Raw genomic sequence first — 22801 nt, 5'->3', positions numbered from 1 at the left:
ATAGGCTCGGAGCCTCCACACGGAGCCGATGGCCTGCCCGGATGGTGGAATGCAGACACGGCGAGCTTAAACCTCGCTGCCCCTCGGGGGCGTACCGGTTCAAGTCCGGTTCCGGGCACGACGTGGAGCACGGCGTCTGACCCGCCAACCGGCGGGGAGGCGCCGTTCTTCGTGCGCGCCCTGGGCGCATGGGGGGCGCACGGACGTATCTCCCCGCCACGGCGTGGGTGGTTGGGCGGAAGAACGCCGACGGGGAAGGCGCGAGCCATCAAGGGGAACGGCGCCTCGGCGGATACCGTACGGCTCCGTTCGGACCGAGCGGTTCGATGCGAGTGCAGTCCGCACCCGGACGCGCATGAGCCGACGTGCCGGTGGTGGTGGGAGTGGGAAGCGGACTGCACCGACGAGCCGTCACATGCGCGGCCGCATGGCATCCGGGCCCGGAGGCGGACACCGAGGCGAACGCCCGGGGCACAGACCGGGAGGCAGTGCGTGTGGCCTATGGACAGGCCCGAACGCCCGCGTTCCCGACACACCCCTGGGCCGACCCGCCTCAGGCCGTCCCACCTCACGCCGACCCACCCCCGGGCCGGCCGACCGCGGTCACCGGCCCAGCCCGGCTACGCGGCCGTCTCCGCCCGGAGCTTCGCTGCGCGCTCACGCGGGTCGTATCCGTCACCGACGCCCCCGACGAGCACCACGTCCCCGTCGATGTGGTCGGTCCGCAGCCGCAGGATCTCCTGGTAGGCGGGGGAGGCGTACCAGGCCCGGGCATCGACTAGGGCCTGTGTCGGAAGTGGCGCCTGCCGGCCGACGCCTGGCACGCTCCCCCAAGCTCTCCGAGCAGGGGGCACCCCCACTCGCCGCACCGGGCGAAAGCCCAAGTACATCCAGTACGAGGACTTCCGCCCGGCACACCGAGAGCACGCACCAGACGCCGCCCGGCCCGCCCTTCGGGCGAACGACGCCACTTCCGACACAGACCCCAGGTCCGGGAACTCGATCAGCACCATGCTGCCCTGCCAGCTCCCCTCGACCACCTCGGTCGGTGGTCCATGGATCAGGCAGCGGCCGTGGAACGGGTCGAGGGTGTCCTGGTTGCGTTCCAGGTACTCGAGGATGTCGGGGTGGGGCGGCGGTCACGCAGGTGCGCGAAACCATAGGCAGGCGCGTCCGGCTCCTTCGTCCGTTCCGACTACGACGGCACGAACGTAGCCACGCGCGCCGCAGGCCGCGATTACCTCCGGGGTAAGCGCCACGGCGCCCGGTGTCGTCCCCGATGCTCAACGCCGAATCAATCCCGTGCAGGGAGTGTGGGCTTCGCTGCCGCTGCGCGAACGGATAACCCGCAGTCGTCGAATCGTGGTCGGGGTCCCTCCGCGGGGCCGGACCAGTCGGCGCTCGGGTCGACCGGTTGGCACCGTTCGTGCCCACGTACAGCTTGTGTTCCGTCTGGAGGGCAGCGCGTCTTTCCTGACGGAAACCGGTGTTTGGGGACGGGACTTCCGCCCCGGACACCGGAGCGGCGAGGGCACCCGGCCGCGGTGCGCGACCCGTGGAGACCCGTGGACGTATGCCGCCCGACCGGCCGGCCCGATTCCCGCCCGACCGGCCACCCTGATTCCCGACCGGCCGGCCACCCCGATGGCGTACGCGGGGGCCTCGCGTTCGTCCTCCCGCGGCGTCCGGCGCGCGGGGTCGCGTATCACCCATGTCTCGGCTTCGTACCAGTCCACGCCGGGAATGGAGTATGCGCGTAGCGTGTTGCTCGTCATGGACGAGGGAAAGATCCTCCCCAAGCACTAGGGTCAATCCTTTGCCTGTCCATTACTCTTGAGCCAAGGCCACGGAGGGTGGCCATGGAGGAGTGAAATGAGGAGCAGCAACCCGGTCTTCTCGCGACGGGGGTTCAGCCGCGACAACGGCTACGCGGGCTTCAACGCGGCGCCGCAGGCCGGGGGACCCGCTGTCGGCACGCAGGGGAACCCCTACGCCCAGCCGTCCGGCAACCCGTACGCGCAGAACCCCTACGCGCAGAACCCTTACGCCCCGCAGGACCTCCAGCAGGGCGCGCCGCCGCAGGCTCCGGTCTCCACCGGCCGGATGACGATGGACGACGTCGTCATGCGCTCCGCCATGACGCTCGGCACCGTCGTGATCGGCGCGATCCTCGCCTGGGCCCTCCTGCCGGTCTCGTCCAGCAGCTACGGTCTGGCGATCGGCGCGGCCCTCGTCGCGTTCGTGCTGGCGATCGTCCAGTCCTTCAAGCGCAAGGCCTCGCCTGCGCTGATCCTCGGGTACGCCGCCTTCGAGGGCGTCTTCCTGGGTGTCATCAGCGAGATGTTCAACACCGAGTTCAGCGGTGCCCCGTTCCAGGCGGTGCTCGGCACGATGGCCGTCAGCGGCGCCACCCTGCTGATCTACAAGGCGGGCTGGATCCGTGTCACCGCCCGTTACGCCCGGATCGGCATGGCCATCGCCATCGCCTTCATCCTGGTGATGGCGGTCAACCTGCTGCTGGTCGCCTTCGGTGTCGCCGATGACGGCGGTCTGCGCAGCATGGGCCCGCTGGGCGCCATCGTGGGCATCATCGCGATCGTGCTCGGTGCGTTCTTCCTGACCCTCGACTTCAAGCAGATCGAGGACGGTGTCGCCTACGGTGCCCCGCGCGAGGAGGCCTGGCTGGCCGCGTTCGGCCTGACCATGACCCTGGTGTGGATCTACATCGAGATGCTGCGCCTGGTCGCGATCTTCAGCGGTGACGACTGATCATCCGATTCATCCGATGATGGTCGCCGCAGTCCGGTCGAGTCCGACCTGAGTCCGGCCGATGGCTGATGGAAAGGGCCCGCGAACCTCGGTTCGCGGGCCCTTTCCCGTTGTGCAGTGGTCTCTCCTCCAGTGCGCGATGCGCGAATCTCGGGGGACTGTGGATCGGTGCCGGGAACGCGCTCAAAGCAGTTTGCGCGCGGCCCGCCTCAGGTCGTATTCGTGGATGATCGCCTTGGCGTGGCCGTACGCGAGGTTGTGCTCGGCGCGGAGCCAGCTGACCTTCTCCTCGAAGCGGAAGAGAGCGGGGCCTTCGTCGACCGTGCGCAGCCAGTCGGAAATCTCACGACCGGTGCAGTGGGGGATGCGAGCGAGCAGATTGCGATGGGTCTCCTCGGAGAAGACTTGGGACATCGGCGCCTCCGACGCAGTTCGATGTAGCCGGTCCTTGACGCCACCGTGCCTGACGGCTGAAGCGTTGGCAACAGTCCTGGAAAGGTGCGTAGGCTCGCGGCGTGCTCGATACGACGCCTTTGACGCTCGCCGTGGACCATTTCGCCGACCGCCTCAGGGCCGCCCCGCAGAGTCGCCTGCAGCGCGGCGCGGCAGCCGAGGCACTGGCTCTGGCCAGGGAATTGTCACTTCGCGCCCAGCGTCTGGAGTCCCCCTCGGAACCCCCTCGCGAGATGCCCGACGCGGGCATGTTCGCAGCCGCCGACCAGATCATGGTCGCCGCCCACGATCTCGCCGTCGTCCTGCAGGACGAGACGCAGCTCGAGGAGGCGGTCGGGCTGGTGGCCGAGGCGCAGAAGAAGGCTGGGGTGTGAGCCGGGGCACGGACCGGCGCGAAGTACGAGAACGGGGCGCGCGACCCGGAGGTGCGCCCCGCGCTGTGTGAGGGCTACAGCGAGGCGATGACCCGGTCCGCGAGGACGTAGACGTTGTGGTCGCCGCAGGAGAACGTCAGGGCGTAGGCGCCCGCGATCGTGGAACCGCCGAGGAGGGCCGGGGCCTGGCCGGCGCGCAGGGCGGTGGCGAGCTGCTCGGCGGTCTCCCGGTGGCCCGGGGTCATGCACAGGGTCGTACCGTCGGCGAAGACGTAGACGTCGAGGGTGCCCAGTGGTCCGGGGCGGACGTCCGCCAGTTCGGTGCGGGCGGCGGCCAGCTCCTCCAGGCACGTCACGGTGCGCTCGTGGTCGCCCACGACCGGCGACTGGACGGGCACGAAGTCGGGGTGCGAGGGGTGGCGGCGCCGGGCCGCGGCCAGCTCGGGGGAGTCGGCGGCGAACTCGTCGGCGGGCTCGACCGGCTCGGCGACCGGCTCCAGCGCCTCCAGACCGGCGAAATCGGCCGGCCTGGGCAGGAACAGCTCGGCCTCCGGCAGTCCCAGCAGGGAGGGCGCGTCCGCCACGTCACGGGCCTCCTGCGCGGCCCAGAAGGCACGCGCCTCGGCCAGCTCCCGCTCCCGCTCCTCGGCGAGCGCCTCGGCCACGGCGGCGCGTATCTCCTCGGTGTGGGGGGCGGTGCGGGCGGCGGGTACGACGGCCCGCACTCCCGCGCCACGTCCCTCGGCCAGTTCGACACGCAGCTCCGCGATCTGCCGGCGCAGTCCGACCACGGCACGCAGGACCGCGCCTCCCACCACCGCCACGACGGCCGTGGTGAGGAGAAGGGCTAGGGACATGGCGCTCACTGACGTACTCCCGGTTCAAAGTCGACCCCCGACTTCCTACATCAGCTTGAAGGGCGGACTATCCGGCTGTCAGTGCATTACGTCACGAATGGGACAGGATTTTGCGTTCGGCGGTCAGCCGTACGCCCGTCCTGGCCTGCGCAAATCAACCACAGGCGGCAGATAGGTCACATCATGGGGGAGATTGGATCACGAACGGCCCGGGCGCCCGTGGAGTACGGGTGCCCAGGGCCGGTCCGCGCCGCTGAAGGCGCGGTGGGTTCAGGGCTCAGCTCAGTCGTTCGATGACCATCGCCATGCCCTGGCCGCCGCCCACGCACATGGTCTCCAGACCGAACTGCTTGTCGTGGAACTGGAGGGAGTTGATCAGGGTGGCGGTGATGCGGGCCCCGGTCATGCCGAAGGGGTGGCCGACGGCGATGGCGCCGCCGTTCACGTTCAGCTTGTCCAGCGGGATGTTCAGGTCGCGGTAGGAGGGGATCACCTGGGCGGCGAAGGCCTCGTTGATCTCGACCAGGTCGATGTCGTCGATGGTCAGGCCCGCGCGCTTCAGGGCTTGCTTGCTGGCCTCGACCGGGCCGTAGCCCATGATCTCGGGGGACAGGCCCGAGACGCCGGTCGAGACGATGCGGGCGAGCGGGGTGAGACCCAGCTCGCGGGCCTTGGTGTCGGACATGATGACCAGGGCCGCGGCGCCGTCGTTCAGGGGGCAGCAGTTGCCGGCGGTGACGAGGCCGTCCGGGCGGAAGACCGGCTTGAGGCCGGCTACGCCCTCGAGGGTGACTCCGGGGCGGGGGCCGTCGTCCTTGGAGACGACCGTGCCGTCGGGGAGCGTCACCGGGGTGATCTCGCGCTCCCAGAAGCCCTTGGCGATGGCCTGCTCGGCGAGGTTCTGGGAGCGGACGCCGAACTCGTCCATCTCCTCGCGGGTGACGCCCTTCAGCCGGGCGAGGTTCTCGGCGGTCTGGCCCATCGCGATGTACGGGTCGGGCAGCAGGCCGTCCTCGCGCGGGTCGTGCCAGGACGCGCCCTCGCTCTCGGCGACCTGCGCGGTGCGGGCCTCGGCCTCGGCGAAGAGGGGGTTGTGGGTGTCCGGCAGGCCGTCGCTGGTGCCCTTGACGCTGCGGGACACCGTCTCCACGCCCGCCGAGATGAAGACGTCGCCCTCACCGGCCTTGATGGCGTGCAGGGCCATGCGGGAGGTCTGGAGCGAGGACGAACAGTAGCGGGTGATGGTGCAGCCCGGGAGGTGGTCCATCCCCATCTGCACGGCGACGATCCGGCCCAGGTTGTGGCCCGCCTCACCGCCCGGCAGACCGCAGCCGAGCATCAGGTCGTCGATGTCCTTGGGGTCCAGCTCGGGGATCTTGTCGAGGGCCGCCTGGACGATCATGGCGGTGAGGTCGTCCGGGCGCAGTTCCTTGAGCGAGCCCTTGAAGGCGCGTCCGATCGGTGAGCGGGCGGCAGAGACGATCACGGCTTCGGGCATCACGGCTCCATTGGCTACGGGTGGCACTTGGCGGACCTGAGGCCGAAGTTACCCGTCCGTATGGGCAAGGGTCACCGTTATGGCCATGTGACTCCGGCCGCACTTTTCTAAGCGCTTGCTTTTTCGCTGGCGGGGTCGCCTCCGTGAAGCGCCAGCCCCTTGTTGGTCGCCCCCGCCAACTGCCGCGGCCCTGGCACCGGCGCGCGTCCGGCGGGGCAGCGGGGTTCGGTGGCGGCTCGACGGGGGTTCAGCGGGGTTCAGGGGTTCAGGGGTTCAGGGTGCAACGGGGAGCAGCCCCCTTCGAGGCTAGTGCCCCGGCAGCCAACGTTGCCCATCAAGGAGCTTTCCGCCATGGGGGTCCCCCGGCTCGAGCGAAGTCGAGAGCTTGGGGGAGCGTGCCGGGCGATGCGATGCGATGCGATGCGACGCGACGGGGCGGACGTTGTCTGGCGGGGCACTGGCGTTGAGCGGGGCAGGGCCGGCCCGCCCCGCTCAGACCGACCGTTCCGCCGCCGGGGTCGGCGCGGGCTCCTCCGCGGGCAGCCGACGGCGACGGCGGCGCTTGAGGAGGGCCCAGGGGCCACGGGGCCCGGTCGGCATGGCCGCCGCGACCTCCGTGCCGCCCTCCCCCGCGGCCTCCGCCGCGGCCCGGGCCACCGGCAGGAAACCCTCGCGGCGGGAGACGTCCGGACGTTCCTCGTCCGCCGGCCACAGGCCGAGCGCGGCGCACACCGTGGGCAGGACCGCCATCGCCGCCGTCTCGTAGCCCTCCGCCGAGGGGTGGTAGTTGTCGGGACCGAACAGCTCCCTCGGGTTCGCCGCGAACTCCGGCCCCAGCAGGTCGCCCAGCGACACCGTCCGGCCGCCCTGTTCCACCGTCCCGATCGTCTGCGCCGCCGCCAGCTGGCGCGAGGCACGCCGGGCCAGCCAGCGCAGCGGTTGCTGGACCGGCTCGATGGTCCCGAGATCAGGGCAGGTGCCGACGACCACCTCCGCCCCGGCGGTGCGCAGCCGCCGTACCGCCGAGGCCAGGCAGCGCACCGAGCGTGCGGGTGGCATCCGATGGGTCACGTCGTTCGCGCCGATCATGATCACGCACACGTCCGGCACCCGCTGCGGGTCCTCCAGGGCCAGCCCCACCTGCCGCTCCAGGTCGTCGGACTGGGCCCCCGGCAACGCCACGTTCCGTAGTCGCACCGGCCGCTCGGCGACCGCGGCCAGCCCGGAGGCCAGCAGGGCGCCCGGTGTCTGTCCGGCCCGGCGTACCCCCTGCCCGGCGGCCGTCGAGTCGCCGAGCATGGTCAGCCGCAGCGGTTCCCCACCGCCGGCACAGGTGTGCCCGTACAGGCCCTCCGCGCTCGGTGGGCGCGGGATGCTGCCGTTGCCCACTTGTCGTTTCGCCATCTGCACCTCGGCGAGCACCAGACCGACGGTCGCCGCGCCCAGCAGCCCGATCCCTCCGCCGCCGTACGCGGCGCCCGCCGCGATCCGCCGTGCCACCCTCGCCCTCGACATGCGAAGCCGCCACCTCCTCCTAGCCGTACAACCACTCCTTGCCCCGTAGGGACCGTCGGCCAATCGCAACGCGGAGTGAACGCCCGGTAGGGGACGAGGGGCCGTACGCGGCGCGATGTCCGCCGTTCGGGCGAACGTCGCCGGTGGGGCGGGAGGGCCTAGGCTGGCGAGCACCAACACATGCGCACTCCAGGTGTGCATCCCGATTGCAGCTCCGGAGACAACGGTGCAGATCCACGACTCGATGATCAGTCTCGTCGGCAACACCCCGCTGGTGAGGCTCAACAACGTGACCGCGGGTATCCAGGCGACCGTCCTGGCGAAGGTCGAGTACTTCAACCCCGGCGGCAGCGTGAAGGACCGCATCGCCCTGCGCATGATCGAAGCCGCGGAAGCCAGCGGCGCGCTGCAGCCGGGCGGCACGATCGTCGAGCCGACCAGCGGCAACACGGGCGTGGGGCTCGCGATCGTGGCCCAGCAGAAGGGCTACAAGTGCATCTTCGTCTGCCCCGACAAGGTCTCCACCGACAAGATCAACGTCCTGCGTGCGTACGGGGCCGAGGTCGTCGTCTGCCCGACCGCCGTCGACCCCGAGCACCCGGACTCGTACTACAACGTCTCCGACCGCCTGGTGCGCGAGACGCCCGGCGCATGGAAGCCCGACCAGTACTCGAACCCGAACAACCCCCTGTCGCACTACCACTCCACCGGTCCCGAGCTGTGGGAGCAGACCGAGGGGCGGATCACGCACTTCGTGGCGGGCGTCGGCACCGGTGGCACCATCTCCGGCACCGGGCGGTACCTGAAGGACGTCAGTGACGGCCGGGTGAAGGTGATCGGCGCCGACCCGGAGGGGTCCGTGTACTCCGGCGGTTCCGGGCGGCCCTACCTCGTCGAGGGTGTCGGTGAGGACTTCTGGCCGGAGGCATACGACCGCACGGTCGCCGACGAGATCGTCGCCGTCTCCGACAAGGACTCCTTCCAGATGACCCGGCGGCTCGCCAGGGAGGAGGGGCTGCTGGTGGGCGGATCGTGCGGGATGGCGGTCGTCGGCGCGCTGCGGGTGGCCGAGCGGCTCGGGCCGGACGACGTCGTGGTCGTGCTGCTGCCCGACAGCGGACGCGGCTACCTCAGCAAGATCTTCAACGACGAGTGGATGGCCGACTACGGCTTCCTCGAGGACGCCGGCCCGAGCGCCCGGGTCGCCGACGTCCTCAACGACAAGGAGGGCGGCTCCATGCCCTCCCTGGTGCACATGCACCCGGACGAGACGGTCGGCGAGGCGATCGAGGTGCTGCGCGAGTACGGCGTCTCGCAGATGCCGATCGTGAAGCCGGGCGCCGGACACCCGGACGTGATGGCCGCGGAGGTCGTCGGGTCGGTCGTCGAACGCGAACTGCTCGACGCGCTGTTCGCCAAGCGGGCCTCGCTGTCCGACCCGCTGGAGAAGCACATGTCGGCGCCGCTGCCACAGGTGGGTTCCGGGGAGCCGGTCGAGGACCTGATGAAGGTGCTGGGCGCGGCCGACGCGGCGATCGTGCTCGTGGAGGGCAAGCCGACCGGTGTGGTCAGCCGCCAGGACCTGCTCTCCTTCCTGGCCAAGGGCGGCCGGGCGTAACAACCCCCAGTAAGACGTCCGGTGAAACGGCCGGTGAACTGCCGGTGCCGGCACGGTAATTGGGGTGTCGGGGAGTACGGCGGTGACTTCGCGGAAGTGGTACGAGGGCGTCACGTCCGCGCAGCACTCGCTTAACACGACTCCGGCACATTGGTGGGTGTCGGCAGGGCGGGAGCGGCTCCCCGCCCCGGCCGGCACAGAAACGGCGCCAAGGACCTCCGGAGCGGCTCCCGGACCTCCATGGACGCCAGGACGCGCAGCCCGGCCCTGACCCGGCCCGCGTCCCTCGCGGGGACCGCCGTCGTCCCGCCCCCTCGGCAACGGGGGGTGCGGCGGTCCCCGCGCTACCCCCCACCGGGCGCGGGGTGTGCGCCGGGCTTCCCGTGTTTCTCGTTTCCCGTTTCCCGTGCGGGGCCCGCAGGGTTAGCGCCGGGCTTTCCGCGTCAGCCGCGTCGGTCGCGTGGCCGTCGCCGGGCTTCCCGTGTTTCTCGTTTCCCGTTTCCCGTGCGGGGCCCGCAGGGTTAGCGCCGGGCTTTCCGCGTCAGCCGCGTCGGTCGCGTGGCCGTCGCCGGGCTTTCCGCGTCAGCCGCTGCCTGCTTCCGCAGTTGCCCGCCGTCCGCGCTCGCTTCACTCGTCCCAGTCCGAGCTCTTCATCTCGCGGCGGTTGCGTCCGAAGGACGGGAAGTGGCGGACCGCCTGAGCCCAGTTGACCGCTACGATTCCCGCCCAGGCGACGACGAGGCCCCCCAGGTCCGCCTGCTCGACAGCGATCGCCGACAGCGGGATCGCGAGGATCAGCGAGACGATGGCGAAGCCGAAGCGCTCCCCCCACGAGTCGTGGGACTGCTGCGGACGGCCGGCGCCACGCGCCACCACCAGCTGCTGTTCGGCGAGCTGTCGGCGCACCCGCCGGTCAACCGCCCCGTCCAGACGCTGCTCGACCTTCTCCAGGAACGAGTCGACCAGCGCGGACTCGTACTCGTCGCCCAGTTCCCTGCGCGCGTGCAGGGTGGCGTCGAGTTCCTTCTTGAGTTCCGCGTCCCGTGCTTCCATACCGCATCACGGTACGGAGCCGGGGCCGGTCCGACACTGGGGCTAACCCCCCTGTTGCCCGGCCTGCATAAGGTCATGCAGAGTTCTTGTCATCTGAATACGGCGCGGTAACGAAGATCTGGAGGGGTAGCACGTCATGAGCGTGGACAGGCTGCAGGCGCTCTTCGAGGGGCACCGCCTGACGCCCACCCAGCGCAGGATCGCGCACAGCATGGTGCGGCGGGCGGCGGACGTGCCGTTCCTGTCGAGTGTGGAGCTCGCCGAGCTGGCCGGGGTCAGCCAGCCCTCCGTGACCCGGTTCGCGGTGGCGCTCGGCTTCGACGGCTACCCCGCGCTGCGCAGGCACCTGCGTGAGGTCGTGCCCTCCGAGCCGGCCGCGGAGCCGGTCTCGTCCAACGAGTACCAGCAGGCCGTCGAGGCCGAGATCGAGAACCTGCGCCATCTGGCCGCCGCCCTCGCCGACCCGCGGCCGATCCGGGAGGCCGGCCGGCTGCTCGCGGACTCCCGCCCGCTGCCGGTGCTCGGGCTGCGTGCCGCGGCCGCGCAGGCGCACGGCTTCGCCTACTTCGCGGCCAAGGTCCACCCGGACGTACGGCTGCTGAACGAGGGCGGCACGATGCTCGACGACCGCGTCGACGCCGCGGTGCGTGCCGGTGCCACGACCCTGCTGTGCTTCGCGCTGCCGCGCCATCCGCGCGAGGTCGTGGAGGCCCTGACACACGCGAAGGAGGCGGGCCTGACGGTGGTGACGGTCGCCGATTCGGCCTTCGCCCCAGTCGCCAAGATCTCCGACCTGCTGCTCCCCGCCGCGGTCGGCACGGGCCTGGCCTTCGACACGGCCTGCGCTCCCATGCTGCTGGGGCGTGTACTGCTGGAGGCGATGTGCGACGACCTGCCGGACGCCCAGGCCCGCCTGGAGGAGTTCGACGCACGGGCCGCGGCGCGGGGGCTGTTCGTGGAGTAGGGAACCGGCACTCTTCGGGAGCAGGGAATCGGCAGTCTTCAGGAACGGTGACTCAGTCCACCGCCTCGGGCTCCTTGACGGTCACGAACCCTTCGGTCCATTCGTCCGAGTCCACCGTGAACTCCTCGATGTAGAAGCACTTCGGCTCCTCGCGGAAACCCGGGAGCAGGCGCGCCCGGGCGATGCGCTCGGCGGCCTTGTCCCGACTGGAGTACACGCCGAGGAGTTTCACGTCGTCTCCCTCGGCCTCGTCGGCCCAGCAGTCGTCCTCCTCGGCGAAGTGCCGGGCCTCGGAACCATCGGCCGGTTCCGCGTGCCTGACATGCCACAGCAGATGAACCCGGCTCTGCCCGTCCATTTCGGTCACCTCGTCGATCACCTGGTGTTTTCGGGGGCGTCGGAGGGAGCCGTTCTCAGACTCGTCTCACCTTCCGTCGCTAACCTCCCCCACCGAACAGGCAACTGCAGCCGAAACACGGGATTCCGAGGAGGCGGGACGTGGCGCGCGGAGGACAGGGACTGGCTCGGGTGGCCGTCGTCGTACGGGCCGGAGCCGCGCCGCTCTGGTGGACCGGGGTGGTCGCGGCGGGCGTCGGGGTGCTACCGGAGGGCATCACCGGACGCCGTATCGGGGTGCTGGCGGGAGCCGCACTGTTCATCCTGGCCGCGGCCGTCGTCGCGTACGCGCGGCGCGGGCGGTACGCCGCTCTCGTCGGCTCCGCCGCCCGGGCGGGCAAGCACGACGTTCTCCAGGACCGGGCGGTGACCGTCCGCAACTGGCGCCGCGGTCACCGCTGGCTGCTGCTGCTCGCCTTCGCCGCCGCGCTCGGCAGTTCGTTCGTGGTGCCCGCGGCCGGCGGGATGCTGCTGGCGGGCGCCGGGGTCGGGCTGTGGCTCAAGGCCGGGTGGCTGGGCCGTGGCGAACGGGGCGACGAGGCACTGCACTGGGTTCGCGTCGACTGGCTCGGCCCGCGCGCCGGAACACCGGCGGGCAAGCCGGTCCAGGCCTACCGTGCCACCGGTGTGGAAGCGGGCGACGCCGCGCCTGGAGGGGCGCGGCGTCGCTGAGTTCGCTCGCCGCGTCGGTGCGGCCGCCTCGCGGACGGTGCCGCGAGGCACTCACCGTGAGGGGCGGGAGCCGGCCGACTGCCCGCCGCCGCCTTGCGGGCAGTCGACCGTGTACGGGCCGTTGCCGGCCCGCGTACGGGCGATGAGTGCCGGCCCGGTTCTCAGACCTCCAGGTCGCTCTCGATCCTCTTCAGCTGGTGCCGGGCCATCGCGAGGTTGGCCCGCTTGTTGTCCAGCACCAGGTACAGGAACAGCCCGTTGCCTCCCCGGCCCTGGATGAGCCGGATCAGGTGGTACTGGTCGGACAGGGTGATCAGGATGTCCTCGATCTCGCCCTTCAGGCCCAGGTGTTCCATGGTGCGGAGCTTGGCCCGGACCACGTCGGTGTTCCCGGCGGCGGCCACGTTCAGGTCGAAGCCCTTGCTGCCGCCGATGGTGCCCAGTGCCATGCCGCTGGTGTAGTCGACGAGGGCTGCTCCGGTCGCACCCTCGATGGAAGCCAGTGCCTCTTTGAGCGCGGTTTCGGTGTTGGCCATGATCGGATGTGTCCTTTCGGTGTTCTCGGGTTCAACGGCTCTTGCCGGCCCGTTCGGTGGTGGTGGTGTTCGGCGCTGGGGTACGGGCGCCGCCGCGTGGGGTCCTGGTCGGCAGAGGCGGCGGGGGCTCGGTGGCGGCCCGGCTGCGGTTCCCGGTGGGAGACCGGGTGCGCACCGGCTCCGGCCGGGCCGCCGCTTCCTCGACCAGCTCCCCGATCCGCGAACTGGAGCGCCGTCCCTCCAGATGCAGCCGCCCGACGTTGACGGCGTCCTCGGCAAGCAGCGTCAGCACGGCGGAGGAGCCCGCCGCGTAGGTCGCCACATAGCCGTCGGTGCCGCGGACGAGCAGCTCGCGGAAGTCGCCCTGAGAGGTCGCGTCCGCCAGCCGCACCGCGACTCCGAGGGCGGCGGCGGTGAGCGCGGCCACGCCCTCCGGCTCCACGCCGGGGGTGTCCTGGGCCAGTACGAGACCGTCGACACTCGCCGCGAGAGCGCCGGTCAGCTGTGGCACACGGGCCCGCAACCGATGGAGTTCGTCGAGGACTTCGGCCTCGGCCGCCATGAGCAGTCTCCTCTCGGCACGCTGTCGGAGCGCGCGGATCACAGGGCCTCCAGTGCGTCTCTGAGCCGGCGCAGCAGGGCGATGTCGGGGTCGTCGTGCGCCCCTTGGGCGAACAGGGTGCGCAGTTCTTCGGTGTGGGCGGTGGCGACGGGGGCGTCCGCCTGGGGGGCGGGTGCGGTGGGTTGTGTGGTGAGCGGTGCGCTGGGTGGTGCGGTGGGTGGTTCCGTGCTCGGGGTGCTGCTCCTGGCGGGCGGGGAGCCGGTTCCGGCCTCGGGTGCGCCGGTTCCGGGGGCACGACTCCGGGTGGGGAGCGGGCTCCTGCCCGGGGTGCCGGCCTGGGGGGCGGGTGCTGCGGTGGTTCGTGCGGTGGTTCGTTGTCCGCCTGTTTGGGGCCCGGGTGTTGCCGTGGTTCGTGGTCCGCCCGTCGGGTGGGCGGGTGTTGCCGTGGTTCGTGAGCCGCCCGCCTGGGGGGCGGGTGCGGTGGGTTGTTCCGTGCTCGGTGGTTCCGGGGGCGCGGTGAGGGTGCCCGCGCTCGGAGGTCTCACCGGTTGAGCCGGTGCTCCGGGACCCGGGGGGCCCGCGGGCACGGTGGCTGCTTCCGTGCCCGCGGGGCCCACCGGGGCGGTGGTCGTCGCGGCGTTCGGCGGGCTGATGCTCGCCACGTGTGCTCCTGCGCCGGGGAGCGCCCGGATGCCCGTGAGTGCGTCCGATCCGGGAAACGCCGGGCCGCCGGTGAGTGCCACGACGCGCGGTGGTGCCGTCGGCATCGGTGGTGCGCTCGGACCCGGTCGTGCCGCCACCCCTAGCGGTGCCCCGGGGGCCGGCGCCATCGGCCCCCGCGGCGCCGTCGGTCTCTGCGGCGCTCCCGAGCCCGGCAGAGGCCCGGAGCCCGGCGGTGGCCCGGAGCCCGGCGGTGGCCCGGCTGCCCGGCTCGGCAGGGGCTCGGCGGTGCGGACCGGCGGTGGCCCGGCTCCCGACGGTGCCGTCCGGGGTGCCCGCGCCGCCCGCGCGGGCGCGGAGACTGCCGGGTTCGCCGGGTGTTCCGCCCTCACCAGCCCGGCCGCCGCCAGCCGGCGCAGGTCGACCAGGGTGTGGAACGCGGGGCGGCCCAGCGCGACTGAGATGTCCGACGCGGTGCGCACGCCGTCCACCCGGTCGAGCACCGGCCGCTGCCGGGGCGAGACCGGACCGCGCAGCCCGGTCCGCACCAGTGGCGCGGTGTCCGTCGCCGGGTCGGGCCAGATCCGGTGCAGCAGCTCCCGGCGGCGCACCGTCTCGCGCTCCACCGAGGCCACCGGCACCGGCCGGACCGGCCCGATCCAGTGCGCCACCCCGTACCGGAACCGAGCGGGGAGGCTGCTCGGCCCCAGTACGAAGAACGCCGCGTCGAACAGCGCCCCCAGGTGGCACAGTTCCAGCGCGCCTTCCGGAACGCGCCCGCTGTCCACGAGGAACCGCCCCACCCGCCGCCGCGCCCCGGCCTCGCTCACCGCTTCCCACCAGCCGTCGCTGTGCAGCACACCCCTGGCGGTGAGCAGCACGTCGAGGCCCGGTGTCGCGGGGGACTCGGCGTGCACCACCTGTCCCTCCGCCAGGTAGAGCGTGCCGAGTTCCCTGGTCAGCACGCCGGTGGCCCGCTCCGCGGCGAGCCGGCTCAGGATCGGCGAGACGGCCTCACGAGCGGCCGTTCTGGTCGCTGTCATCCCAGCACCAGCCGCTCGGCCATCTCCCCGAGCCGGATCCGGGCCAGCGCGAGGTTGCCGTCCGACCGCGCCATCCACAGGTGCAGGAAGACACTGCTGTCGAAGGTCGTCCGCACGAACCGCAGCACGTGGTAGGTGTCGCGGTTGCTGACGATGAGGTCCTCGACCGGCAGCGCCTCACCGGCGGACTCCGACCAGTCGGAGCCCTCCTCGGGGCCGAAGGCCCGGTGCTCGGCGGCCAGCCGGGCGAGTTCCGCGGCCTCGGCCGCCGTCGCCTCGTGGTCGCCGTTGGGCGAGTCCCCGACCGTGCCCAGAGCCAACCCGCTGGTCCAGTCGACCACCGCGGCGCCCAGGGCACCGGGCAATCGCATGGCTTCCAGCAGACACTCGTCGATTCCGGGCACCGTGGCTCCCCTCCCGCCTCGGATACGGCTGAGTGACGAAGAGGCTACGCAACGTATGTGCGGCGGGTTAGGGATCCGGCATTTTCCTGTGGAACATGCCGACGGTGGCTAAGGTAGGTCAACTGGCCTGTTTTCCAAGGTCAGTTGATCCGATCAAAAATGGCCAACAGAGGTCAGCTGGGATCGTCGGCCGATGTGGTGCGGTCGAGGTCGGTCAGCGCTGAGAGGTGGGCCCCGCCCGCTTCCTCGACGATCTCCTCGAGTGTCTGCGGGGCGCGCACGGTCGCGAAGCGGACCTCTCCGTCGGCCCGGGTGAAACCGTGGATCCCGGGGCGGGGGAGCGAGTTGTACGCGTAGTGGTGCGCGAAGTAATACGCGCCGGTGTCGAGTGCGGCGGCGTAGTCACCCTGTTCGAGCCGGGGCAGAGCGCGTCCCCGGGCCAGCAGGTCACCCGCGAAACAGGCCGGCCCCGCGACGTCCTGCACGACCGCGGGCCCCGTCCGCGGGCGCCCCTTTGCGTCGTACGCCGCGATCCGCAGCGGCCAGGACGTCGGGGCGTAGACGGTTCGCGTGGCGACCTGCACGCCCGCGTGGGTGACCGCGATCGCCCGGCCGCCCGCGGTCTTCGCGTACTCGACGCGGGCGAGGACGGTGCCGTGCTTGGCCAACAGCGAACGCCCGAACTCGGTGACCAGTCCGTAGCGCCCGTCGAACAACCCCGGGACGGTTTCGGCGAGGAGCAGCGCGTACCGCGCGTAGGTGGGCTCGTCGGCGTCGGAGTGGAAGTTCACCGGCAGTCCGCCGCCGATGTCGATGGTGTCGACCTGCTGGCGGCCGGCGCGCCGGTTGATCTCCTCGGCGAGTTCGTAGGTCTCCGCCACGGCTCGCGCCATGAGTTCCAGGGGCATGCCCTGGGAGCCCGAGTGGGCGTGCAGCCTGGTCAGCCAGGGGCGCTGTGCATAGGTGCGCAGGACCCAGTCGCGCGCCCCCTCGTCCTTCAACGCAACCCCGAACTTGGAGGTCGTCGACGCCGTGGACAGCGCCTCGATGGAACCCTCGCCGACCTGGGGGTTCACCCGTATCCCGATGGGGGAGCGAGTGGCCGGAGTGGGTGAGGTGGCCGCGTAGGCCCCGGTGCGGCCGGTGGCCGGTGCGTGCAGCAGTGCGTCGATCCGGTCCAGTTCCTGCGGGTTGTCGGCGTTGACGGCGATACCCAGCGCGAGCGCCTCGCGCAGTTCGGCCTCCGTCTTCGCGGGTGAGTCGAGGACGGTGCGTTCCGGCGGCACCCCCGCCGCCCGGGCCAGCGCCAGCTCGCCGGCGCTGGCCACCTCGGCCCCGACCCCCTCGGTGTCCAGCAGCCGCAGCACGGGGACCAGCGGGGTGGCCTTCACCGCGAAGGCGTGCAGCACCGGGGCGCGGGTCACGGCCCGGAAGGCGTCCCGCAGTCCGCGTGCGGACTCACGGATGCCCTCGACGTCCAGCAACCCCACGACCGGTGCCTCCGGACCGACGATCCCCTGTTCGACGGCGGCCCGTACGGCCCGGTCACGTCGTCGCGCGCGCTCGGCGGCGGTCGCAACCACGGCGTCCGACTGATTTCCCTGGGCGTCCTGTCCGTCACCCGTCGTGTGCGCATCGATACCCATACACCCCACCCAATCACCGATCAGTCGTTCGCGAACCGGCGCGTTTGTCCGGGTATGCGCCCCAGGCGGCCGCCCGGTCCGCGTCCTGTCCGCACCGGCCCACGCCCCGGCCACGCCCGGCGCGGACCGGCGCGCGCCTCGCGCCTACCCTCACGTCCTATTGACTAGAACTATTCATCTAGTCAGGATGTGAATATCTGCTGTAACAATCCGCCCGGAGCCACACCCGTCCGGGGCGGCAGACCGCCAGGAGCATCAGCCACCAGGAGGCAGACCATGTCAGGACCCCGCCCGCCCGTCTCGGCACCGCGCGGCACGGAACTGAGCGCCCTGGGATGGCAGCAGGAGGCCGCCCTGCGGATGCTGCAGAACAACCTCGACCCCGAGGTCGCCGAACACCCCGACAAGCTCGTCGTCTACGGAGGCACCGGCAAGGCCGCCCGCGACTGGCGCTCCTTCGACGCCATGGTCCGTACGCTGCGGACCCTGAAGCCGGATGAGACGATGCTCGTCCAGTCCGGCCGCCCCGTGGGTGTCATGCGGACCCACGAATGGGCGCCGCGCGTCCTCATCGCCAACTCCAATCTCGTCGGCGACTGGGCCAACTGGGAGGAGTTCCGACGGCTGGAGCAGCTCGGCCTGACCATGTACGGGCAGATGACCGCCGGGTCGTGGATCTACATCGGCACCCAGGGCATCCTGCAGGGCACCTACGAGACGTTCGCCGCCGTCGCCGCGAAGAAGTTCGGCGGCTCGCTGGCCGGAACCATCACACTGACCGCCGGTCTCGGCGGCATGGGCGGCGCCCAGCCCCTCGCCGTCACCATGAACGACGGTGTCGCGATCTGTATCGACTGCGATCCGCGCGCCATCGAGCGCCGTATCGAGCACCGGTACCTCGATGTGCGGGCCGACTCCCTCGACCAAGCCCTCCAACTGGCCGTCGAGGCACGCGACGCCCGCCGCCCGCTGTCCATCGGCGTCCTCGGCAACGCCGCCGAACTCCTCCCGCGACTCCTCGCGATGGGCGCCCCCATCGACATCGTCACCGACCAGACCTCCGCCCACGACCCGCTCGCCTACCTCCCGCTGGGTGTGGAATTCGAGGAGATGGCCTCCTACGCGGCCAAGGACCCGGCGGGCTTCACCACCCGCGCCCGGGAGTCCATGGCGCGGCACGTCGAGGCGATGGTCGGCTTCCTCGACGCCGGCGCAGAGGTCTTCGACTACGGCAACTCCATCCGCGGAGAAGCCCAGCTCGCCGGGTACGAGCGGGCGTTCGCCTTCCCCGGCTTCGTGCCCGCCTACATTCGCCCGCTCTTCTGCGAGGGCAAGGGCCCCTTCCGGTGGGCCGCGCTCTCCGGCGACCCCAAGGACATCGCCACCACGGACAAGGCGATCCTGGACCTCTTCCCGGAGAACGAGTCCCTCGCCCGCTGGATCAGGATGGCCGGGGAGCGCGTCCACTTCCAGGGCCTGCCCGCCCGGATCTGCTGGCTCGGCTACGGCGAACGCGACCGCGCGGGCGAACGCTTCAACGACATGGTCGCCTCCGGCGAGCTGACCGCTCCGCTCGTCATCGGCCGCGACCACCTCGACTGCGGCTCCGTCGCCTCCCCCTACCGCGAGACCGAGGCCATGCTCGACGGCTCCGACGCGATCGCGGACTGGCCGCTGCTGAACGCGATGGTGAACGTGGCGTCCGGGGCGTCGTGGGTGTCCATCCACCACGGGGGCGGCGTCGGTATGGGCCGCTCGATCCACGCCGGCCAGGTGACCGTGGCCGACGGGACGGCGCTCGCGGGCGAGAAAATCCGGCGCGTCCTCACCAACGACCCCGGGATGGGCGTCATCCGGCACGTCGACGCCGGGTACGACATCGCCGAGTCGGTCGCCGACGAGCGCGGGGTCCGGGTTCCGATGCGGGAGGAGCCGGCGTGACGCGGAACGGCCACCCGCCCGCCCCGGCCGCCTTCCAGGAGATGTGGCGCGACCTCTCGCCCGTGGGACGGCACCCCGGCTCCGGCGGCTACCGACGGTTCGCCTGGACCGCGGCCGACTCGGACTGCCGGAGCTGGTTCCGGGAACAGGCCGAGGCGCGCGGGCTGGCCTACGAGGTCGACCGGAACGGCAACCAGTGGGCCTGGCTGGGCGATCCCGCCGCCGGGGACGCCGTCGTCACCGGCTCGCACCTCGACTCCGTGCCCGACGGGGGAGCCTTCGACGGGCCCCTCGGTGTCGTGTCCGCATTCGCCGCGCTGGACGAACTACGCGGCAGGGGAGTGGAGTTCGGCAAACCCCTCGGCATCGTCAACTTCGGTGACGAGGAGGGGGCGCGGTTCGGGCTCGCCTGTGTGGGGTCACGGCTGACGGCGGGCCGGCTCGGCATCGCGGAGGCCCACCGGCTCACCGACGCCGACGGGATCACCCTTCCGCAGGCCATGGAGGCCGCCGGCTACGACCCCGACGCCATCGGGGCCGATCCCGAGCGGCTCTCCCGGATCGGGGCGTTCGTCGAACTCCATGTCGAGCAGGGGAGGGCGCTCGACCTGAACGGTGACCGGGTCGGGATCGCCAGCGCCATCTGGCCCCACGGCCGGTGGCGGTTCGACTTCCGCGGGCAGGCCAACCACGCGGGCACCACCCGCCTGGGGGACCGGCGCGACCCGATGCTCTCGTACGCCGAGACCGTCCTCGCCGCCCGCCGTGAGGCACGGCTCGCCGGCGCCGTCGCCACCTTCGGCAAGATCGCCGTCGAGCCCAACGGCGTCAACGCCATCCCCTCCCTGGTGCGCGGCTGGCTCGACTCCCGGGCCGCCGACCAGACCACCCTGGACGCCATGGTCACCGGCATCGAGGAGGCGGCCCACGACTTCGCGGCCGAGCACGGCGTCGAACTCGACGTCGTCCGCGAGTCGTTCACCCCCGTCGTCGAGTTCGACCACGCCCTGCGCGACGAACTCGCCCGCATCCTCGGCAAGGAAGCAGGCCTCAAGGTCCCCGTTCTGGGTACGGGTGCGGGACACGACGCCGGAATCCTCTCCGGGACCGTGCCGACCGCCATGCTGTTCGTGCGCAACCCCACCGGAATCTCGCACTCCCCGGCGGAGTACGCCGCCGAGGACGACTGTGTGGCCGGGGTGACCGCACTCGCCGACGTACTGGAAGGGCTGGCCCGCAGGTGACGCAGACGTACTGGCTGGAGCACGCCTGGCTCGGCGACCACGTCGAGCCGGATGTGACCGTCGAGGTGCGGGACGGCAGGATCGCGGCCGTGCGCGAGGGGACGCCCGCCCCGCCACCCGGCGCGGAGGTCCTGCGCGGCCTCACCCTCCCCGGCCTCGCCAACACCCACAGCCACGCCTTCCACCGCGCCCTGCGCGCCACCGTCCAGGTCGGCTCCGGCACCTTCTGGACCTGGCGCGAGGTGATGTACCGGATCGCGGACCACCTCACCCCCGACACCTACCACGCGCTCGCCCGCGCGGTGTACGCCGAGATGGCCCTCGCGGGGATCACCGCCGTCGGGGAGTTCCACTACGTCCACCACGCCCCGGGCGGCACCCCGTACGCCGACCCGAACGCCATGGGCGAGGCCCTGATCGCCGCCGCGCACGATGCCGGCCTCCGGATCACCCTGCTCGACACGGTGTACCTCTCCTCCGGCTTCGGGCTGCCCCCGAACAGCCATCAGCTCCGCTTCTCCGACGGCACAGCGGATGCCTGGGCGGAACGCTGTTCAGTTCTCAAGGATCGCGATCACGTACGGATCGGTGCCGCCGTTCACTCGGTGCGCGCCGTCCCCGCGGACCAGTTGGCGACCGTGGTGCGCTGGGTGGAGGAGCGCGGCACCCCCCTCCACGTCCACCTCTCCGAGCAGACCGCCGAGAACGACGCCTGCCGGGAGGCCCACGGCCGCACGCCCACCCAGCTCCTCGCCGACCACGGAGTGCTGGGCCCGCGCACCACCGGAGTGCACAACACCCATCTGACGGACGAGGACATCCGCCTCATCGGCGGCTCGGGCACCGGCACCTGCATGTGTCCCACCACCGAACGCGACCTGGCCGACGGCATCGGCCCGGCGGCAGCGCTGCAGAAGGCCGGCTCACCGCTCTCGCTCGGCTCCGACAGCCACGCCGTCATCGACCTGCTCGAAGAGGCCCGCGCCATGGAACTCGACGAGCGTCTGCGCAGCCGGACCCGAGGTCACTGGACGGCCGCCGCCCTGCTGCGCGCCGCATCCGCGGACGGGCACGCCGCCCTCGGCTGGGACGGGGCGGGCACCCTGGAGGCGGGCAGTCTGGCCGATTTCACGACCATCGCCCTCGACTCGGTCAGGACGGCCGGACCGCTGCCGCGGTTCGGCGCCGAGACGGCCGTATTCGCCGCGACGGCCGCGGATGTGCGGCATACGGTCGTCGGCGGCCGCCACGTCGTACGCGACGGGGTGCACACGCTCGTACCGGATGTGCCCACCGCGCTCGCGGACGCCGTCGAAGCCCTGCGCACCCCAGCGAGGACATCATGACCACCGGCAGCGGCATCACCAGCGCCACCAGCGCCGGCAGTGGAACCACCACCGCCATCACCAACATCGCCAGTCTCGTCACCAACGACCCCTCCCTCGGCGACACCTCTCCCCTCGGTCTGATCCAGGACGCGGCCGTCGTCATCGAAGGCGACCGCATCGCGTGGATCGGTGAGACAAGCAAAGCACCCGCCACTGACAACCGGGTCGACGCCGGCGGCCGCGCGGTGATTCCGGGCTTCGTCGACTCCCACTCGCACCTGGTCTTCGCCGGTGACCGCACCCAGGAGTTCAACGCCCGGATGTCCGGCCGCACCTACTCCGCGGGCGGCATCGCCACCACCGTCGTCGCCACCCGCCACGCCTCCGACGAGGAACTGGAGCGGAACCTCACCCGCTATCTGCGCGAGGCCCTGCGCCAGGGCACGACCACCTTCGAGACCAAGTCCGGCTACGGGCTGACCGTCGAGGACGAGGCCCGCGCCCTGCGCATCGCCGCCCGGCACACCGACGAGGTCACCTACCTCGGCGCGCACATCGTCGCTCCCGAGTACGAGGCGGACCCGGCCGGTTACGTGGAGCTGGTGACCGGCGAGATGCTCGACGCCTGCGCACCCCACGCCCGGTGGATCGACGTGTTCTGCGAGAAGGGCGCGTTCGACGGCGGCCAGGCGCGCACGGTCCTCGCGGCCGGCAAGGCCAGGGGGCTGCACCCACGGGTCCACGCCAACCAGCTCTCCTACGGACCCGGCGTCCAGCTCGCGGTGGAAGTGGACGCCGCGAGCGCCGACCACTGCACCCATCTCACGGACGCCGACGTGGACGCGCTCGCGGGCAGCCGCACCGTCGCCACTCTGCTGCCCGGCGCGGAGTTCTCCACTCGCGCCGAGTGGCCGAACGCACGGCGGCTGCTGGACGCGGGCGCGACCGTCGCGCTGTCCACCGACTGCAACCCGGGCTCGTCCTTCACGACCTCCGTGCCGTTCTGCGTCGCACTCGCCGTACGGGACATGGGGATGACCCCCGACGAGGCGGTCTGGTCGGCCACGGCGGGCGGCGCGGCGGCCCTGCGCCGCACCGACGTCGGCCGGCTCATCCCGGGCGCGTTCGCCGATCTCGCGATCCTGGACGCCCCGAGCCATGTCCACCTGGCCTACCGACCAGGCGTCCCCCTGGTCTCGGCGGTGTGGCGGCGGGGCGTACGGGAGGTCTGACCAGCGCGCGCGACCCGGTGCGCACCGTCATACGCA

The 22801-nt window shown here is 71.7% G+C and carries 20 protein-coding genes, 1 tRNA gene and 1 pseudogene; 10 read left to right on the top strand and 12 right to left on the bottom strand.

Annotation, left to right across the window (positions count from 1 at the left end; all coding sequences use genetic code 11):
• Nucleotides 1-35 precede the first annotated feature (35 nt).
• Nucleotides 36-118: transfer RNA gene (locus EF387_RS08350), tRNA-Leu, on the top strand.
• A gap of 502 nt (nt 119-620) precedes the next feature.
• On the opposite strand, the gene EF387_RS08345 is transcribed toward EF387_RS08350, so the two are convergent.
• Nucleotides 621-824 (bottom strand): DUF1330 domain-containing protein, encoded by a 204-nt coding sequence (locus tag EF387_RS08345; protein ID WP_420802542.1) that lies wholly within the window; start codon nt 822-824, stop codon nt 621-623.
• Nucleotides 825-1872: 1048 nt separating this feature from the next.
• Here EF387_RS08345 and EF387_RS08335 point away from each other — a divergent pair.
• Entirely contained in the window at nt 1873-2769 is an 897-nt protein-coding gene (locus tag EF387_RS08335; protein WP_128375862.1) for a Bax inhibitor-1/YccA family protein, read from the top strand.
• Between the two features lie 183 nt (nt 2770-2952).
• On the opposite strand, the gene EF387_RS08330 is transcribed toward EF387_RS08335, so the two are convergent.
• Nucleotides 2953-3183, bottom strand: a complete 231-nt coding sequence (locus tag EF387_RS08330) for a DUF4287 domain-containing protein (protein ID WP_128375861.1) — start codon at nt 3181-3183, stop codon at nt 2953-2955.
• Nucleotides 3184-3284: 101 nt separating this feature from the next.
• Here EF387_RS08330 and EF387_RS08325 point away from each other — a divergent pair, with 101 nt between their 5' ends.
• Nucleotides 3285-3596, top strand: a complete 312-nt coding sequence (locus EF387_RS08325) for a hypothetical protein (protein ID WP_202918181.1) — start codon at nt 3285-3287, stop codon at nt 3594-3596.
• 74 nt (nt 3597-3670) lie between these two features.
• On the opposite strand, the gene EF387_RS08320 is transcribed toward EF387_RS08325, so the two are convergent.
• The 3 genes from EF387_RS08320 to EF387_RS08310 form a co-directional block, all read right to left on the bottom strand.
• The gene (locus EF387_RS08320) at nt 3671-4453 is read right to left on the bottom strand and encodes a hypothetical protein (protein WP_128375947.1); all 783 of its coding nucleotides are present in this window, start codon (nt 4451-4453) and stop codon (nt 3671-3673) included.
• Between the two features lie 277 nt (nt 4454-4730).
• Nucleotides 4731-5951, bottom strand: coding sequence for an acetyl-CoA C-acetyltransferase (locus EF387_RS08315; protein WP_128375860.1), 1221 nt, complete (start codon nt 5949-5951; stop codon nt 4731-4733).
• A 492-nt stretch (nt 5952-6443) separates the two neighbouring features.
• Nucleotides 6444-7466 carry an SGNH/GDSL hydrolase family protein gene (locus EF387_RS08310; protein ID WP_202918180.1) on the bottom strand — a complete coding sequence of 341 codons (1023 nt, stop codon included), beginning with the start codon at nt 7464-7466 and terminating at the stop codon, nt 6444-6446.
• A gap of 226 nt (nt 7467-7692) precedes the next feature.
• Between EF387_RS08310 and EF387_RS08305 the strand changes: the two genes are divergently transcribed.
• Nucleotides 7693-9084 (top strand): cystathionine beta-synthase, encoded by a 1392-nt coding sequence (locus EF387_RS08305; RefSeq protein ID WP_128375859.1) that lies wholly within the window; start codon nt 7693-7695, stop codon nt 9082-9084.
• A gap of 627 nt (nt 9085-9711) precedes the next feature.
• Here the strand turns inward: EF387_RS08305 and EF387_RS08300 are convergent.
• Entirely contained in the window at nt 9712-10137 is a 426-nt protein-coding gene (locus tag EF387_RS08300) for a hypothetical protein (RefSeq protein WP_128375858.1), read from the bottom strand.
• A 136-nt stretch (nt 10138-10273) separates the two neighbouring features.
• Here EF387_RS08300 and EF387_RS08295 point away from each other — a divergent pair, with 136 nt between their 5' ends.
• The gene (locus tag EF387_RS08295) at nt 10274-11101 is read left to right on the top strand and encodes a MurR/RpiR family transcriptional regulator (protein ID WP_128375857.1); all 828 of its coding nucleotides are present in this window, start codon (nt 10274-10276) and stop codon (nt 11099-11101) included.
• A gap of 52 nt (nt 11102-11153) precedes the next feature.
• Here the strand turns inward: EF387_RS08295 and EF387_RS47390 are convergent, their stop codons facing one another.
• The gene (locus EF387_RS47390) at nt 11154-11459 is read right to left on the bottom strand and encodes a DUF7336 domain-containing protein (RefSeq protein ID WP_238431402.1); all 306 of its coding nucleotides are present in this window, start codon (nt 11457-11459) and stop codon (nt 11154-11156) included.
• A gap of 140 nt (nt 11460-11599) precedes the next feature.
• Between EF387_RS47390 and EF387_RS08285 the strand changes: the two genes are divergently transcribed.
• Entirely contained in the window at nt 11600-12169 is a 570-nt protein-coding gene (locus EF387_RS08285) for a hypothetical protein (RefSeq protein WP_128375856.1), read from the top strand.
• Between the two features lie 161 nt (nt 12170-12330).
• Here the strand turns inward: EF387_RS08285 and EF387_RS08280 are convergent, their stop codons facing one another.
• The 5 genes and pseudogenes from EF387_RS08280 to EF387_RS08260 form a co-directional block, all read right to left on the bottom strand.
• On the bottom strand, nt 12331-12705 hold the full coding sequence (locus tag EF387_RS08280; protein WP_128375855.1) for a roadblock/LC7 domain-containing protein: 375 nt from the start codon (nt 12703-12705) through the stop codon (nt 12331-12333).
• Between the two features lie 31 nt (nt 12706-12736).
• The gene (locus EF387_RS08275) at nt 12737-13267 is read right to left on the bottom strand and encodes a roadblock/LC7 domain-containing protein (RefSeq protein ID WP_202918178.1); all 531 of its coding nucleotides are present in this window, start codon (nt 13265-13267) and stop codon (nt 12737-12739) included.
• Between the two features lie 980 nt (nt 13268-14247).
• A pseudogene (locus tag EF387_RS08270) lies at nt 14248-14970 on the bottom strand (hypothetical protein); the annotation flags it as partial.
• Complete coding sequence (locus EF387_RS08265; protein WP_128375853.1) at nt 14967-15374, bottom strand: hypothetical protein; 408 nt, start codon at nt 15372-15374, stop codon at nt 14967-14969. The gene EF387_RS08265 and the pseudogene EF387_RS08270, both read right to left, overlap by 4 nt.
• Nucleotides 15375-15547: 173 nt before the next feature.
• Nucleotides 15548-17020 (bottom strand): type III PLP-dependent enzyme domain-containing protein, encoded by a 1473-nt coding sequence (locus EF387_RS08260; RefSeq protein ID WP_128375852.1) that lies wholly within the window; start codon nt 17018-17020, stop codon nt 15548-15550.
• 276 nt (nt 17021-17296) lie between these two features.
• Here EF387_RS08260 and hutU point away from each other — a divergent pair, with 276 nt between their 5' ends.
• The 4 genes from hutU to hutI are packed head-to-tail and all read left to right on the top strand — an operon-like array spanning nt 17297 to nt 22765.
• The gene (hutU, locus tag EF387_RS08255; RefSeq protein ID WP_128375851.1) at nt 17297-18961 is read left to right on the top strand and encodes a urocanate hydratase; all 1665 of its coding nucleotides are present in this window, start codon (nt 17297-17299) and stop codon (nt 18959-18961) included.
• A gap of 41 nt (nt 18962-19002) precedes the next feature.
• Entirely contained in the window at nt 19003-20205 is a 1203-nt protein-coding gene (locus tag EF387_RS08250; RefSeq protein ID WP_128375944.1) for an allantoate amidohydrolase, read from the top strand.
• On the top strand, nt 20202-21551 hold the full coding sequence (locus tag EF387_RS08245; RefSeq protein WP_128375850.1) for a formimidoylglutamate deiminase: 1350 nt from the start codon (nt 20202-20204) through the stop codon (nt 21549-21551). Before EF387_RS08250 ends, EF387_RS08245 begins: the two co-directional genes overlap by 4 nt.
• A complete protein-coding gene (gene hutI, locus EF387_RS08240; protein WP_128375849.1) occupies nt 21548-22765 on the top strand; it encodes an imidazolonepropionase in 1218 nt (405 codons plus the stop codon). The genes EF387_RS08245 and hutI overlap by 4 nt, the downstream gene beginning before the upstream one ends.
• Nucleotides 22766-22801: the final 36 nt, after the last annotated feature.

It is taken from the genome of Streptomyces cavernae (assembly GCF_004023625.1).
Taxonomy (GTDB): Bacteria; Actinomycetota; Actinomycetes; order Streptomycetales; family Streptomycetaceae; genus Streptomyces; species Streptomyces cavernae.
This window is presented reverse-complemented; position numbering and strand designations above follow the sequence as displayed.

Bases quoted from the DNA above. Each gene is read 5' to 3' on its own strand.
- EF387_RS08275 (WP_202918178.1), bottom strand. From the start codon at position 13,267: ATGGCGGCCGAGGCCGAAGTCCTCGACGAACTCCATCGGTTGCGGGCC.
- EF387_RS08335 (WP_128375862.1), top strand. From the start codon at position 1,873: ATGAGGAGCAGCAACCCGGTCTTCTCGCGACGGGGGTTCAGCCGCGAC.
- EF387_RS08295 (WP_128375857.1), top strand. From the start codon at position 10,274: ATGAGCGTGGACAGGCTGCAGGCGCTCTTCGAGGGGCACCGCCTGACG.
- EF387_RS47390 (WP_238431402.1), bottom strand. From the start codon at position 11,459: ATGGACGGGCAGAGCCGGGTTCATCTGCTGTGGCATGTCAGGCACGCG.
- EF387_RS08320 (WP_128375947.1), bottom strand. From the start codon at position 4,453: ATGTCCCTAGCCCTTCTCCTCACCACGGCCGTCGTGGCGGTGGTGGGA.
- EF387_RS08315 (WP_128375860.1), bottom strand. From the start codon at position 5,951: ATGCCCGAAGCCGTGATCGTCTCTGCCGCCCGCTCACCGATCGGACGC.
- hutU (WP_128375851.1), top strand. From the start codon at position 17,297: ATGTCAGGACCCCGCCCGCCCGTCTCGGCACCGCGCGGCACGGAACTG.
- EF387_RS08310 (WP_202918180.1), bottom strand. From the start codon at position 7,466: ATGTCGAGGGCGAGGGTGGCACGGCGGATCGCGGCGGGCGCCGCGTAC.
- EF387_RS08250 (WP_128375944.1), top strand. From the start codon at position 19,003: ATGTGGCGCGACCTCTCGCCCGTGGGACGGCACCCCGGCTCCGGCGGC.
- hutI (WP_128375849.1), top strand. From the start codon at position 21,548: ATGACCACCGGCAGCGGCATCACCAGCGCCACCAGCGCCGGCAGTGGA.
- EF387_RS08280 (WP_128375855.1), bottom strand. From the start codon at position 12,705: ATGGCCAACACCGAAACCGCGCTCAAAGAGGCACTGGCTTCCATCGAG.
- EF387_RS08330 (WP_128375861.1), bottom strand. From the start codon at position 3,183: ATGTCCCAAGTCTTCTCCGAGGAGACCCATCGCAATCTGCTCGCTCGC.
- EF387_RS08260 (WP_128375852.1), bottom strand. From the start codon at position 17,020: ATGGGTATCGATGCGCACACGACGGGTGACGGACAGGACGCCCAGGGA.
- EF387_RS08300 (WP_128375858.1), bottom strand. From the start codon at position 10,137: ATGGAAGCACGGGACGCGGAACTCAAGAAGGAACTCGACGCCACCCTG.